Here is a 14,008-nt window from a genome sequence, read left to right as displayed (position 1 = left end):
ATAATGTTTATTTGTTTATCATAAGGGTAAAGAATTTCTATACATGGAGGTGTGGCATATGGAAATCATTCTTTATCTAAGCGTGGCTGTAATTGCAGTTGCATTTTTTATTTTAGTTATGAGTGTAATGAAGACCTTGAAGTCTTTAGGATCTACCCTCGACAGTGTTTCGACTACATTGACGGGTCTAGAAAGCCAGCTTCAGGGAGTAACAAAAGAGTCTACTGAATTACTACATAAAACAAATCTATTAGCTGAGGATATCCAGAAGAAATCTGAGGATCTGAACACTGTTGTTTATGCAGTAAGAGATGTAGGGCATTCCATCCAGAACCTTAATAACTCGGTTAAGAAAGTAAGTACTTCCATTTCATCTGAACTTGAACGTAATCAAGGGAAAATTTCACAGGTTGTTCAGTGGGGGAATGCCTTTATCGAGTTAAAGGACAAATGGAAACAAAAACAGGAAAAACAGCCAAGTCAACCTGATGCAGCTGTTCAAAACCAAGCATCTAAAGAAGTTCGATCTCGAGAAAAATTGATTAAAAGAGCAAGATCTTATAACAATTAGAGAGGGGAATTTTTAAATGACACAACAGTACAATCAAAATCAGAACCAAAACCAAACAAATGACAGCAACAACATCAACTCAAAAGACTTCATGATCGGAACACTGATCGGAGGAATCGTTGGGGCGGCAACAGCTCTTCTACTGGCTCCTAAATCAGGTAAAGACCTTCGTCATGATATCAACGAGCAGGCTGGCGTACTGAAAGAAAAGACAGGTCAGTGGAAAGACACGGCTGTAGAAAAGAGCAATGAGCTTGCAGCAGTAGCAAAGGAAAAATCATCTGCCCTTTCAAAATCAGTACAGGAGCAATCCAACAATGTCGTTGGAAAGCTGAAAACATACCGCTCTAATAATAACGAGCTTCAAGAAACAAACGATGAACTTCAAGCTGTTGCTGTAGGTGAAACCACACCTGTGGAAGAAACAGAAGATGTGAATCAAAAGCTCGAAGAAACAAAAAAGGCGTTTGACGAAACTGAAAAAACATACAATCAATAATAATTGATTCCAAGGGCGGTGGAGTGATATGATTACTTCACCGTTTTTTTGTTGGAATAAAAATGCTTTGAGGCACGTCTGTCTCTGGCTATCTAATAATGTACATTTTATTGTAAAGGAGTATGAATCATATGCAAAAGGTTGAAACCGTTCAAGAGTTTGAACAGCTATCCGAAACGAATTCCCGCTTCTTTTTTATGAAGCACAGCTTAACCTGTCCGGTGAGCTCAAATGCTTTCAATGAATACCAGGCCTTCCTGAATAAGCATGAAGAGGAAGACGGCTACTATTTAGCCGTTCAAGAGTCAAGGGAGCTATCCAATCACATTGCAGAAAAATACGGCATCAAGCATGAATCACCCCAAGCCTTCCTGTTCATTGAAGGAAAACCGGGCTGGAATGCTTCACATTGGAATATTACCGAGAATGAATTGAATAAGTTGTAAGGAAAGGACTCTGTTTTGACAGGGTCTTTTTTTCTAAGCACTTTTCGTAAATATTGTTGCTATTAAACGAGTGGTTGTGTGAAAACTTGGACCGTTCCTTTCCGCTCCAGGCACTTGCTTTCCGCGGGGAGGAAGTCGAGCCTCCTCGGGCTTTAGCCCTGCGGGGTCTCGACCTTTCCTCTATCTCCCGCAGGAGTCAAGTGCCTTCCGCTACAATCCACTCTGTGTTACTACATTTCTTCTACTTATAAGTATAGATAGAAACAAAAAAGCTCCTATTTTAGATTTGTTAAGCGTTTGTTTCCAAAACAAAGTACCTAAAAAGAAGGAAAAGAAATTTTGTGTTAACTCATATATCGGTCGATCATTGTACTATCTTTCCAATGAGTCACAATACTCCCATGGCAAATAACCACTTGAAAAGAGAAGAGTAATCGTTTTCTCTAGGTTGTTTTTGTGACTATTAAGCTCTGTCCCGAAATTTTCTTAAAGATGGTGTGGGGAACTGCGTAGACTCCTGCGGAAGTACGGGCGTGCCGAGACCCCGTTCGGCTAAGCTGAGGAGGCTCGGCCGAACGCTAGCTGCAAGCGAAGCAGTTCCCCACACCATCCAGCACATACTTATTTGACAGAGCCCAAGCAGATTTCATAAAGGACAACAATCTTGGCGAAAAGAGTCTTTTTATGGCGAGGGAGGTAAAGTATTTTTCTTTAAAAGTGAAGAAAGATTGCGCTCTTTTAAATAAAAATTTGGTAATTCCCTCCCACGTGTTTACTTTCCATAATACAGGGAATTTACTCTATAAGAATAAAATTTATTGATAGTAAATTAGGAGGAACGATTCATGACTCAGACTGTACCTTATAATACTCAAACGAGCAATACGACTAATACGACTGCGATGAACGGCACTTCCGGTGAGAAGAATGGTAAGTTATTAAAAGGCATGGTAGTGGGGGCTGTAGTAGGCGGCGCACTGGCTATGCTTGATAAAACAACGAGGAAAAGAGTATCATCCAGAACATCCAATGTGAAAGACTCCACAATGGGGATGGTGGCAAAGGTAAGGGAGAATCCATCGGGAGTTATGAACGACTGGCAGGATCGCCTTAAAACGGCTTCCACTGTATTAAAGGATGCGATCAACGACGCACAGAGCCTTTATGAAAAGGTGAATGATGATGTGATCGATCAAGTGAATCAAGTAAAGGAAGATTCTTCGGAAATAATCGCTACAACGAAGGAAGCGGCAGAGGAATTGAAGGATATAGGCGGTAAAGTGAAAGAAGCGGGTGAGGAAGTGACAGGGGAATCAACCCCTTCAGTTAACGGTTCACAATCCTTAACAAGCTCAACTTCTACAAATGATAACAATATCCATCCAACTAATCGTGCGAGCAGCGTCCCTGGACAAGTTGGATCATAATACAAAAAAACTGGCGTAAATGCCAGTTTTTTTGTTGTCAGCTATTCTTTCATTCAGCGTGTGGACTGAGGCCAGACGATTTCGAGTTCGTCCCCTTGTTGAATTTCTTCATAAAAGGTGGTTTCCTCTCCGTTTTTCAAGAGTAAGAAGCTCCCATTCGCATGGGAAGGCATGGTGATTTCAACAGTATTAAAGATGTCCTGGAATATAAATGAGCTTACTTGTTGTTCTTCAATTTCAATCGAATCCCCGGAAATTAAGCGATCGCCCATTTCAAGTCTGCTGCCATTTCGATAAACACGGCTGCTCTCTTTCAAAAGCTCTACTTTCTTTCCGTTAAAAGTAATGCTGATAGAAGCCCCTGCAGTGAGCTGTTTCTTGGCGAGAAGCTCCTTTACCGTTGGAGTAAAGCCTGGTTTATATGAAATAATATCGCCGTGTTGAATCTTTGATGATAGCTTTGCTTCAATACCGTTGATGAACAGCTTCCCGCTATAAACAGGGAAGAAAGTGTCTTTTCCATTGATGGAAATACGATAGGGCTTAGAGCTTTCTAACCACTCTTCATACCCTGAATGCTTCAACACATCTAAGAGAGATTCCATCAATTCGATCCGGATACAATCTCGGTCCTGAATGGTATCATCAAGGGATGCAGGTTGATTGTTTCTGTAGACGAGTGGAGCTAGTAAAAATGGGTTCTCATCTATCACAATCTTTTTTGAAGTAGAGGTGTCTAGTAAATCTCCAATCGTTACACTTGGTGAAGTCCCGTTCTCTCCTTTGTGAACAGTGATACTATCGTTATTGTTAATTTTTTCGTCCAGTGCACTGGGCTGACCATTTTTTTCAATAAGAGGTGCCTGACCATGACCTCCTGGTAAGGTGATATCTTGACCATTGACTGTTACAAAGAAACCATTACCTGGAACCCCGTGCCATTTACTTAGTTTTAAGCCTGCGGCCAAAATACAGTCCCCTACTGTTAAGTCCTTTACTTCAAATAATCGGACCGGCTGATTGTTTACGTGGGCTGTGACGTATTGGACAGGTGTCTGCTTGGCTGCAATGGCGATTCCGATAGGTGTAACGAGCTCTGGTCCTTTCGTTACTTCATCCAATATGGTTATATTCTGAATCGCTTCCACGCCTCTTACTGCGACCCGGTTGTGTGGCAATTGTAAGGATGAAGCTAATTTGCCCGGCAGCTCAGGTGTTAAGCTGCCTCCTCCAACTAGCATGACAGCTTGTGGAGGCTTCCCGTTGTTCAACCGGAGAATCTCCTTGGAAATCTCCACAGATAAACGATCTACAGCTGGACCAATTCTTTCAACAACCTCCAGTGCAGGGAAACTCGTTTCAAAACCAAGAATATCGGTTACCGTAATCTCTTCTCTGGACTGAAGCTCCCTCTTTGCCTGCTCGGCTAAAGGAAAATCCAGCAATAGTTCATTGCTGATGGCTTCTGTTATTTCATCACCCGCTGTCGGAACCATTCCATAGGCAATGACAGTGCCCAGATTTGTAATCGCGATATCGGATGTTCCTGCTCCGATATCAACGAGGGCTACATTGAGTCGTCTCATGGATTCTGGAATCAGCACATTAATCGCAGCGATCGGCTCCAAGGTTAAGGCATCCATTTCCAGACCAGCGCGATTCAGTGCCGCAATTAAGGATTCAACCACTACACGTGGAAGGAAGGTTGCGATAATCTCGACGGTGGCCTCTTCTCCCTGCTGATCGATGAGACTTCCGATTTCCTCGCCATCCAAACGGTAGAAAAGGACAGAATAACCAACACAGTAATAGTGATAGCCCTTCGTATCATTTTCGTTTTCTGCAGCCAATGCTTGAGCCTGCTGGACAGCGCTTAACTCGAGATGGAGGATATCGTTTTTTTGAAGGAGTGGTTTTCCTGTTATAGGTAATGTGGAAGATGCGGTGGCCGTTTTCAGGGCTCTTCCGGCAGCTGCGACACATACTTTATGAAGAGGGCCGTGTTTCTTCTCCAATTTCTCTTTAATGGAGCAAATGACCTCGGCGACTGCTGGGACGTCATGGATCTGACCATCCAGCATGGCTCTCTTTTTATGCTCTTCTACTAAAATATCTGAAACTTGAAATATTCCGTTTATTTCTTCTAAAATGATCCCTACGACCGATCGGGTTCCGATGTCCAATGCAAATATTTTTTGCGTATTTTTCAATTAGTGTTCACCCACTTTAGCCTATTCTCATACAATACTAAAATACTTTAGCGCTTAAAAGCGTCTAATTAATAAAGAATTTTATCGTGACATTTTGGATATGTTCTATTATAATAAGTTTCAATATCAAAAATGTATCATACTTTCTTAAAACTATAACAGTTTTTACGTATGAACAGGATAAAAAAAGAAAGGGTGCTGTATTGTGAGTAATCAAGAGCTCGATCAATTACGAAAACAAGTAGACGAGATGAACTTAAAACTATTAGACACCATTAATGAACGTGCTAAACTAGTTCAGGAAATCGGGCGTGTCAAGGAGACTCAAGGAGTATACCGCTATGATCCTGTTCGTGAAAGAGGAATGCTTGATCTGATCAAAGAAAATAATAATGGTCCATTTGAACATTCGACCGTTGAACATATTTTTAAAGAAATCTTTAAAGCCGGTTTGGAGCTTCAAAAAGACGATCACCGTAAAGCACTGCTTGTTTCCCGTAAAAAGAAACCGGATGATACGATCGTAACGATCAACGGCGATTCAATTGGAGACGGAAAGCCTCACTTCATTTTCGGACCATGTGCGGTTGAATCTTACGAGCAAGTAGCAGAAGTGGCAAAAGCCGTCAAAGCAAAAGGACTTAAATTGCTTCGAGGAGGAGCGTTCAAACCGAGAACGTCACCTTATGACTTCCAGGGCCTCGGAATCGAAGGATTAAAAATTCTTAAAAAAGTGGCGGATGAATATGATTTGGCTGTCGTCAGTGAAATCGTAAATCCTGCAGACATCGAACCAGCATTGGAATACATTGACGTGATCCAAATCGGTGCGAGAAATATGCAAAACTTCGAGCTATTAAAAGCAGCAGGAGCAGTAAAGAAGCCGGTATTACTTAAACGCGGTTTAGCTGCAACGATCGATGAGTTCATCAACGCTGCTGAATATATCATTTCACAAGGAAATGGAGACATCATCCTTTGTGAGCGTGGAATTCGTACGTACGAAAAAGCGACAAGAAACACATTGGATATTTCAGCTGTCCCAATTCTTAAGCAAGAAACGCATCTGCCAGTATTCGTGGATGTAACGCACTCAACCGGACGCAGAGACCTGTTGCTTCCAACGGCGAAAGCAGCACTTGCCATCGGTGCAGATGGTGTAATGGCTGAGGTTCATCCTGATCCTGCCGTTGCCTTATCCGATTCTGCCCAACAAATGGACTTAGATCAATTTGATCATTTCTATCAAGAGCTGTTAAAAGGAAGAACGATCGAAGTATAATATATAAAAGAGAAGGGTTGGATCCTGTATATGGGGTTCAACCCTTTGTTTTTTATCAGCGAAATCCTGATTTTAACGGCGAAACGCATCCTCTTCTCCAGTAAGCCAGTATTCTGATAGTCGCTCTTTCACTATGCTATAATCAATTTTTTATTAAGATAAGGCACAGTCGTTGCACGAATATAGAGACTATCGTATGATTATCATGGTAATTGCAGATAAATAACCTATATACATTGAAAAAACACTAACGTGAATATAATTATGTGCATTTTTTAACAAACTATTGTAATCGCTTTTTTCTTTAGGTTTATTTAGTGTAAAATAAGATAAATAAATGAGTAGAAGAGTAAAGGAGAGTTAGCTATGAACGTTACAATATATGATGTAGCAAGAGAAGCAAATGTTTCCATGGCAACCGTTTCACGTGTTGTCAACGGAAATCCCAATGTAAAGCCGGCAACAAGAAAGAAAGTACTGGAGGTCATTGACCGCCTTGGGTACCGTCCGAATGCTGTAGCAAGAGGACTTGCAAGTAAGAAAACAACAACGGTCGGAGTCATCATCCCGGATATCTCTAATATTTTTTATGCTGAGTTGGCACGTGGTATTGAAGATATCGCAACGATGTACAAATACAATATTATCTTAAGTAACTCGGATCAAAATGCGGAGAAGGAACTTCACCTTCTCAACACGATGCTGGGTAAACAAGTGGACGGAATTCTGTTCCTTGGCGGGCACATTTCCGAGGAACATGTTCAGGAATTCGAACGTTCCCCGGTTCCAATCGTTTTAGCTGGAGCAGTGGAAGAAACAAACAAGGTTCCTTCCGTTAATATCGACTACAAAGCGGCTTCCTACGATGCTGTTACGGAATTGTTGGAAAAAGGACATAAGCGTATCGGATTTGTCAGTGGTCCTTTCCACGATACAATCAACATGAAGTTTAAATTAGAAGGGTATCGTGAGGCTCTTGCCAAAGCCGGAGTTGAATATAGTGACGACCTGGTTGTTGAAGGTGAATACACATATGATTCAGGACTTGAAGCCTGGCAGAAGTTTTCTGAGCTTGAGGACAAGCCGACCGCTATATTTGTCGGAAATGACGAGACGGCCCTTGGAGTCGTTCACGGTGCTCAGGATCAAAACGTGTCCATTCCCGATGAAGTTGAAGTAATCAGCTTTGATAACACAAGACTGGCGCTTATGGTTAGACCACAGTTAACTTCCGTTGTTCAGCCTTTATATGATATCGGGGCTGTGGCGATGAGATTATTAACGAAATATATGAACAAAGAAACGGTCGAAGAATCCACAGTAGTTCTTCCTCATCGAATCGAACATCGGAACTCAACAAAATAAGAAGTTTGTCGATATAAAAAATAAAGACAAACAGAACTTATTTTTGTAGGGAGAGTCAAAATGAAAAAGCTTGATGTTCTTACACCGATCGGGGTTGTAGTAGGGTTTCTATTCGTCGCTTTCGCCATCATTACGAACGCTGGTGTTACAGGCTTCAGTTCCTTCATAGATCTGCCGTCCATGTTTGTTGTCATAGGCGGTTTGGTCGCTGCCATGCTGGTCAGCTTCTCTATTAAGGAATTGAAGCAATTGGGGAAAGTGATGAGAGAATCCTTTCGTGACGAGGAATATGATCTTCAAGGCCTCATTCGCACGTTTGTGACCCTATCAGAAAAAGCCAGACGTGAAGGTCTTCTCTCATTAGAGGCGGAAGTGGAAGAGGTCGAGGATCCTTTCATTCGAAAAGGAGTCCTGTTAGCCGTGGATGGAATTGAGCAGGACGTGATTGTAGATATCATGAACGCCGAGATCATCGCTTTAGAAGAGCGGCATCGTAAAAATAAAAGTTTACTGGATAAGGCTGGGGAGTATGCGCCTGCCTGGGGGATGATCGGGACCTTGATCGGTCTCGTCCTGATGTTAAAGAATTTGAATGATCCAGCGTCATTAGGGCCTAATATGGCCATCGCCTTGTTAACGACTTTATATGGATCGATCCTTGCAAATCTTGTCTTCTTACCTATGGCATCCAAATTAGCGATGAAAACAGAAAAAGAAGTGTTTATGAAACAAATCGTGATTGAAGGTGTCGTTGGGGTACAATCCGGTCAAAATCCAAAAATCTTGGAAGAGAAACTGAGAGTGTTCTTATCCAATGAGGAACTGGAGATGTACTCTGCTGGCAGAAAGCAAGAGGAGGCAACATTCCATGATGCGTAGACGAAGACAACCGTCTCAGCCTACGGGGGCACCAAAATGGATGGTAACCTTTTCCGATCTCATCACTCTTATTCTCGTATTCTTTATTTTACTATTTTCCATGTCTCAAATTGATATCGTGAAATTCAGGACCATCGCTGATTCCTTTCAGCAGCGTCAAATACTGGAGTTTTACCCTTCTGTCATTCCATTCGAGAATCCTTCAGCTGAACCTGAAATGGAGAAGGAGAATACTCAGCCTCAAAGCAGTGAGGAAACCGATAAAGAGTTGAATCAGCTTTTAGCCGATATTCAAAGCTACTTGAATGAAAATAAACTTAGTGACGTTGTAGTGGCCACAAGAACCGAGCGTGGAGTCGTGCTTGTCCTTCAAGAACAAGCACTGTTCGCTTCAGGTGAAGCAACGGTCCTTGAGGACGCTTATCCGTTCTTGAATAAAGTGGGCGATCTTTTATCGAGGATCCCAAACTTCGTGAAAGTGGAGGGACACACAGATAATCGTCCCATCGGTACATATCGTTTCCCATCAAACTGGGAGCTCTCCTCCGCAAGGGCAAGCAGTGTGATCCGGTATCTTGTTCAAACCGAAAACTTAGATCCGAAGCGCTTCATTGCCGTCGGATATGGGGACACACGACCCATTGCACCCAATGACACAAGTGAAAATCTTCAAAAAAACAGGCGTGTGGAAGTGATCATAACAGATCCTGCATATGAGGAACAATAAAAACCAAGGACTTCTCGGGTAGTGAGAGGTCCTTGGTTTTTTGTTAACTTGACGGCTTCTGTCTCAGTTGCTGCCGGATGGAATAGAGGGCTTTCTCAACGGTTTGCTTGTTTTTTTCCGTGATTTCGCCTTTTCTCGGAATCGGCTTGTAAATGTCAGGTCTATCCCACCATTCAGATGGCAGGGTGACCCCTGCTTTACTTTGCCAGCGTTCCGTCCATTTAGACGGAAAGGAAGAGGCAAGGTCCATTCGACCGGTCATCTGCATCCAAATCATGCTCCAGGCCCTTGGGACGACTCTCCAAATGTCATAGCCGCCACCACCAACGGCAATCCATTTACCATCGCAATACTGATGAGCAAGCTCATGGGCGATACGAGGGATTTCCCGGTATATATTCATGGTAGCCGAAAGGTGGGTGAGTGGGTCATAATAATGGGCATCTGCCCCATTTTGAGTCAAAATGACGTCGGGCTTGAAGAATTCAATGACTTCACGAAAGGACGTTTCGTAAGCTTCGAGCCAAGACTCATCCTCAGTAAAGGCATCGAGGGGAATATTGAACGAATACCCATATCCTTTTCCGTGACCGCGCTCATTAATATTGCCTGTCCCCGGGAAGAGGTAGCGACCCGTCTCATGGATGGAAAGGGTACACACGTCCGGGTCATCATAAAAGGACCACTGAACGCCATCTCCGTGATGGGCATCTGTATCGACGTATAGGACCCGGGCCCCGTACTTTTCCTGCATGTAGCGGATCGCCACCGAACTGTCGTTATAAATACAGAACCCTGATGCTTTTCCTTTGAAACCATGATGGAGGCCGCCACCGAGATGAAGGGCATGCTTCGCTTTTCCCGTCATGACAAGATCAACCGCCGATAGCGTCCCGCCAACCAAATAAGCACTTGCTTCATGCATTCCTTGAAACATCGGGGTATCTTCAGTACCAATTCCAAACCCTTCAGCCTGATCTTGAGAGAGTTGGCCGACACTCGCTCTTTTGACGGCGTTTACGTAATTTGGATCATGATTAAGAAACAACTCTTCATCGGTAGCCATTCGTGGTGGAACGATTTCATCTGATTGAAGAGCATTTGCTTCTTTGAGTAAATCCATCGTCAGGGTCAATCGGGTTTGATTGAAGGGATGCTCATCAGAGAACCGATACCCCAGGAGTTCGTCTGAATAGATGAAAACAGCATCTTTTGTCATGAGGAGATTCCGGGCATGTTTGGCCATAACACGTCATATCCTTCTTTCTTTAGATCATTGATCACATTCATCGGATTCATCGTTCTTACTCTGAACACAAGGATTTTGAACTGTTCGTCCTTTTTATCCGGATAGACAAGTACACTTTGAATATTGGAATTATTCCGTCTGATGATACCGGCTACCTCGTATAGAATGCCCGCTTTATGTGGGACTTTCACTTCGATTTGAGAGCCGGGCTGATGGGCTCCCGTCAGTTGAATGAGCGTGTACAACAGGTCGGTTTCGGTAATGATTCCGACCAGCTTCTTTTCCTTCAAAATAGGAAGGCAGCTGATCCGGTGCTCATAAAAGAGAGCCGCAACCTCTTCGACAAAATCGAGAGGATGACCTGTGATCACATCTTTCTTCATGATCAATTTAAGCGGATTCTGCAATTCATTGCCAGGGGACTCATCATGAAAAATAGATGGGGTGCCGTCTTTTACATCACGGTCACTCACGATCCCGATCACTTCCATATCATGATTGGTAATCGGGATATGCTTGATCTTCTTATCCCGCATTAATTTTATGGCTGTTTCAATTGTATCGTCTGCCTTTAAAGTTTCGACTTTCGTTTTCATAATTTCTTCTACAATCACGTTCTCCACCCCTTTAGAAACTTGTCAGAATTCCATTAATACATAAAACGATTCATAAACCTCAGTTGATCAAATCGCTGGATGGAATCCGGGTCCACTCTTGTACCGATTCTCGCCATTAAACAATTAGCAGGATGGGAACTGATTTCAGGGTCATCCGTTGCGTAATATTCCAACCCGCCGGCGTTCATCATTTTTTCCATCACTTTCCGATATTCCCACACGTTCAGACCGGTACCTTTTAAATCCCAGTGCCAATAATATTCAGTCGTAATGATGATGTAGTCTTCCATATGATCATCCATCATGGAAACCTTTAATAGATTTTTTCCGACTGAAGCCCCGCGGAATTTAGGAATGACTTCTATTGCTCCAAGCTCAATCAGATTATCCATTTTCCCCTGAGACCAGCGTTCAAGGGGGTCAGGATATAAATATGTAACATATCCAACAATCGTATGATGATCTCTCGCGATCAGGATTCGGCCCTCTGGTAAACTGGCAATCTCTACAAGGGCTTTATGCTGATGGGCAGGAGGTCTGAAAGCGACCAAGTCCTCGTGAAAGTCAAGCCTTGATAGTTCTTCAGCGGAAATCGGACCTTCAATAATGATATTTCCTTTAGTTGTTTTCAATTCTGTTGCATTATAGGTTTTTTTCAATTTCATCTGGACACCACCTAAAGATATTCCTCAAGTCCATTATACATGAAATTAAAAAATGTATAGCGATTTCACGAAATTTTCAGACGTTTGAAACGGGGAAGTTATTCTGGAATACCTATCTGGAACAGGGGTTTGAAGTGTTTTTATTCTGATTAAAGCAAAGAGGACATAGTGGCAGATTTTTTTAAAAATTGAGAAAATATTAAATTTATACTATAATAAGATTGTAATTTCTTACATAAGGGGGATGCGGTATATGAAAGTGGAAGCGTTACCAGTAACGAAGGGAAACTATAATCTTGAAAGCTATGAAAATACGTATGAATCATTTGATTGGAAAGATGTCGAAAAAGAATTTTCATGGTCGGAAACAGGACGTGTCAATCTGGCTCATGAAGCAATCGACCGACATGCAGTATCTTTCAGGAAAAATAAAGTCGCTCTTTATTACCGAGATGCAGAACGTGATGAAAAATATACGTACTCTGATATGAAGAAGATGTCGAACAAAGCAGGAAATGTATTGAAACGTTTTGGGGATGTTGAAAAAGGTGACCGTGTCTTCATCTTCATGCCGAGATCACCGGAATTGTATTTCTCCGTATTGGGTGCGATCAAATTGGGTGCCATCGTTGGCCCTCTGTTTGAAGCTTTCATGGAGGGAGCCGTTCGTGATCGATTGGAGGATAGTGAAGCAAAGGTACTGATCACGACTCCTGAACTATTAAAGAGGGTTCCGGTAAGTGAACTTCCGAACCTGAAGCATGTTTTCTTAATTGGGGATGAGGTACAGGAGGACGATGTCCATATTGACTTTATGACTAAATTTGCTGAAGCAAGCGATAAACTGGCCGTGGAATGGGTAGACCGGAACGATGGATTGATCCTTCACTATACGTCAGGGTCCACTGGAAAACCAAAAGGGGTCCTTCATGTCCATAACGCTATGATCCAACATTATCAAACTTCCAAATGGGTACTCGACCTTCAGGAAGAGGATGTGTATTGGTGCACAGCTGATCCGGGCTGGGTCACAGGGACATCATATGGAATCTTCGGACCGTGGCTGACAGGTGCCTCGAACGTCATTGTAGGGGGACGCTTCAAGCCGGAGAACTGGTATCAAACGATCGAAGATTATGGAGTGACGGTTTGGTACAGTGCTCCAACCGCCTTCAGAATGTTGATGGGGGCAGGGGATGAAGTCGTGAAACAATTCGACTTAAGCTCGCTTCGCCATATCCTGAGCGTAGGAGAACCACTGAATCCGGAAGTTGTGCGCTGGGGAATGAAAGTATTCAATCTGCGCATCCATGATACTTGGTGGATGACTGAAACAGGCGGTCAATTGATCTGTAACTATCCGAGCATGGAAATCAAGCCAGGATCCATGGGAAAACCATTCCCTGGAGTGAAAGCAGCGATTGTGGATGATCAAGGAAACGAAGTGCCTCCATACCGCATGGGGAACTTAGCGATCAAAAAAGGCTGGCCGTCCATGATGAACCAGATCTGGAATAACCCACAGAAGTATGACTCATACTTCATGCCTGGTGACTGGTATGTTTCTGGAGATTCAGCTTATATGGATGAAGACGGATATTTCTGGTTCCAGGGCCGGATTGATGATGTCATCATGACGTCTGGAGAACGAGTAGGTCCATTCGAAGTAGAAAGCAAGCTCGTAGAACATCCGGCAGTCGCAGAAGCAGGCGTCATCGGAAAGCCCGATCCGGTTCGCGGCGAAATCATCAAAGCATTCATCGCTCTTCGCGACGGCTACGAAGTGACAGATGAGCTGAAAGAAGAGATTCGCCAATTCGTGAAAAAAGGATTAGCTGCCCATGCGGCTCCTAGAGAAATCGAATTCAGAGACAAGCTGCCGAAAACACGAAGCGGAAAAATCATGCGTCGCGTGTTGAAGGCATGGGAATTAGACCTTCCTACCGGTGATTTAAGTACAATGGAAGATTAATAGATGAAAGAACCTCTGCTCGTGGTGAGTAGGGGTTTTTTTTGTGGTCTGGGGGAGTGGAGGCGAAGGTGGTGGGATTTGTCGATTTATCAGAAGTGG

13 protein-coding genes are annotated in these 14,008 nt (G+C 43.1%); 9 read left to right on the top strand and 4 right to left on the bottom strand.

The window, feature by feature from the left end; all coding sequences use genetic code 11:
• The first annotated feature begins 58 nt into the window (after window positions 1–58).
• From ACXAF2_RS06980 to ACXAF2_RS06965, 4 genes are all read left to right on the top strand, one after another.
• A complete protein-coding gene (locus ACXAF2_RS06980; protein ID WP_475137945.1) occupies window positions 59–571 on the top strand; it encodes a DUF948 domain-containing protein in 513 nt (170 codons plus the stop codon).
• 16 nt (window positions 572–587) lie between these two features.
• Window positions 588–1,070, top strand: a complete 483-nt coding sequence (locus tag ACXAF2_RS06975) for a YtxH domain-containing protein (protein ID WP_148970967.1) — start codon at window positions 588–590, stop codon at window positions 1,068–1,070.
• A gap of 131 nt (window positions 1,071–1,201) precedes the next feature.
• Window positions 1,202–1,516: a bacillithiol system redox-active protein YtxJ gene (gene ytxJ, locus ACXAF2_RS06970; RefSeq protein ID WP_475137944.1), complete on the top strand. Its 315-nt coding sequence runs from the start codon at window positions 1,202–1,204 to the stop codon at window positions 1,514–1,516.
• 845 nt (window positions 1,517–2,361) lie between these two features.
• Complete coding sequence (locus tag ACXAF2_RS06965) at window positions 2,362–2,943, top strand: YtxH domain-containing protein (RefSeq protein ID WP_475137943.1); 582 nt, start codon at window positions 2,362–2,364, stop codon at window positions 2,941–2,943.
• Between the two features lie 53 nt (window positions 2,944–2,996).
• Here ACXAF2_RS06965 and ACXAF2_RS06960 read toward each other — a convergent pair whose 3' ends face one another.
• Entirely contained in the window at window positions 2,997–5,153 is a 2,157-nt protein-coding gene (locus tag ACXAF2_RS06960) for a cell division protein FtsA (protein WP_475137942.1), read from the bottom strand.
• A 205-nt stretch (window positions 5,154–5,358) separates the two neighbouring features.
• Between ACXAF2_RS06960 and ACXAF2_RS06955 the strand changes: the two genes are divergently transcribed.
• The 4 genes from ACXAF2_RS06955 to motS all read left to right on the top strand — a co-directional run bounded on the left by ACXAF2_RS06955 (window position 5,359) and on the right by motS (window position 9,406).
• Window positions 5,359–6,435, top strand: a complete 1,077-nt coding sequence (locus ACXAF2_RS06955; protein WP_148970963.1) for a bifunctional 3-deoxy-7-phosphoheptulonate synthase/chorismate mutase — start codon at window positions 5,359–5,361, stop codon at window positions 6,433–6,435.
• Window positions 6,436–6,801: 366 nt separating this feature from the next.
• Window positions 6,802–7,800, top strand: a complete 999-nt coding sequence (gene ccpA / locus ACXAF2_RS06950) for a catabolite control protein A (protein WP_148970962.1) — start codon at window positions 6,802–6,804, stop codon at window positions 7,798–7,800.
• Window positions 7,801–7,860: 60 nt separating this feature from the next.
• Entirely contained in the window at window positions 7,861–8,679 is an 819-nt protein-coding gene (gene motP / locus ACXAF2_RS06945; protein ID WP_475137941.1) for a flagellar motor protein MotP, read from the top strand.
• The gene (motS, locus tag ACXAF2_RS06940; RefSeq protein WP_475137940.1) at window positions 8,669–9,406 is read left to right on the top strand and encodes a flagellar motor protein MotS; all 738 of its coding nucleotides are present in this window, start codon (window positions 8,669–8,671) and stop codon (window positions 9,404–9,406) included. The genes motP and motS overlap by 11 nt, the downstream gene beginning before the upstream one ends.
• Before the next feature lie 43 nt (window positions 9,407–9,449).
• Here motS and ACXAF2_RS06935 read toward each other — a convergent pair whose 3' ends face one another.
• Genes ACXAF2_RS06935 through ACXAF2_RS06925 form a run of 3 tightly spaced genes read right to left on the bottom strand, consistent with a single transcriptional unit; the run spans window position 9,450 to window position 11,937 of the window.
• Entirely contained in the window at window positions 9,450–10,625 is a 1,176-nt protein-coding gene (locus ACXAF2_RS06935; protein ID WP_475139133.1) for an acetoin utilization protein AcuC, read from the bottom strand.
• Window positions 10,622–11,269, bottom strand: coding sequence for an acetoin utilization AcuB family protein (locus tag ACXAF2_RS06930; protein WP_475137939.1), 648 nt, complete (start codon window positions 11,267–11,269; stop codon window positions 10,622–10,624). Before ACXAF2_RS06930 ends, ACXAF2_RS06935 begins: the two co-directional genes overlap by 4 nt.
• Before the next feature lie 35 nt (window positions 11,270–11,304).
• Complete coding sequence (locus tag ACXAF2_RS06925) at window positions 11,305–11,937, bottom strand: GNAT family N-acetyltransferase (protein ID WP_475137938.1); 633 nt, start codon at window positions 11,935–11,937, stop codon at window positions 11,305–11,307.
• A gap of 253 nt (window positions 11,938–12,190) precedes the next feature.
• Between ACXAF2_RS06925 and acsA the strand changes: the two genes are divergently transcribed.
• Window positions 12,191–13,909 carry an acetate--CoA ligase gene (gene acsA, locus ACXAF2_RS06920; RefSeq protein WP_475137937.1) on the top strand — a complete coding sequence of 573 codons (1,719 nt, stop codon included), beginning with the start codon at window positions 12,191–12,193 and terminating at the stop codon, window positions 13,907–13,909.
• The last annotated feature ends 99 nt before the right edge of the window (window positions 13,910–14,008 follow it).

The organism is Rossellomorea sp. ABR4_004 (assembly GCF_056159585.1).
This window is presented reverse-complemented; position numbering and strand designations above follow the sequence as displayed.

Coding starts and splice junctions, on each gene's coding strand:
- ACXAF2_RS06935 (WP_475139133.1), bottom strand. CDS start 10,625: ATGACAAAAGATGCTGTTTTCATCTATTCAGACGAACTCCTGGGGTAT.
- ytxJ (WP_475137944.1), top strand. CDS start 1,202: ATGCAAAAGGTTGAAACCGTTCAAGAGTTTGAACAGCTATCCGAAACG.
- ACXAF2_RS06925 (WP_475137938.1), bottom strand. CDS start 11,937: ATGAAATTGAAAAAAACCTATAATGCAACAGAATTGAAAACAACTAAA.
- acsA (WP_475137937.1), top strand. CDS start 12,191: ATGAAAGTGGAAGCGTTACCAGTAACGAAGGGAAACTATAATCTTGAA.
- motP (WP_475137941.1), top strand. CDS start 7,861: ATGAAAAAGCTTGATGTTCTTACACCGATCGGGGTTGTAGTAGGGTTT.
- motS (WP_475137940.1), top strand. CDS start 8,669: ATGATGCGTAGACGAAGACAACCGTCTCAGCCTACGGGGGCACCAAAA.
- ccpA (WP_148970962.1), top strand. CDS start 6,802: ATGAACGTTACAATATATGATGTAGCAAGAGAAGCAAATGTTTCCATG.
- ACXAF2_RS06980 (WP_475137945.1), top strand. CDS start 59: ATGGAAATCATTCTTTATCTAAGCGTGGCTGTAATTGCAGTTGCATTT.
- ACXAF2_RS06975 (WP_148970967.1), top strand. CDS start 588: ATGACACAACAGTACAATCAAAATCAGAACCAAAACCAAACAAATGAC.
- ACXAF2_RS06965 (WP_475137943.1), top strand. CDS start 2,362: ATGACTCAGACTGTACCTTATAATACTCAAACGAGCAATACGACTAAT.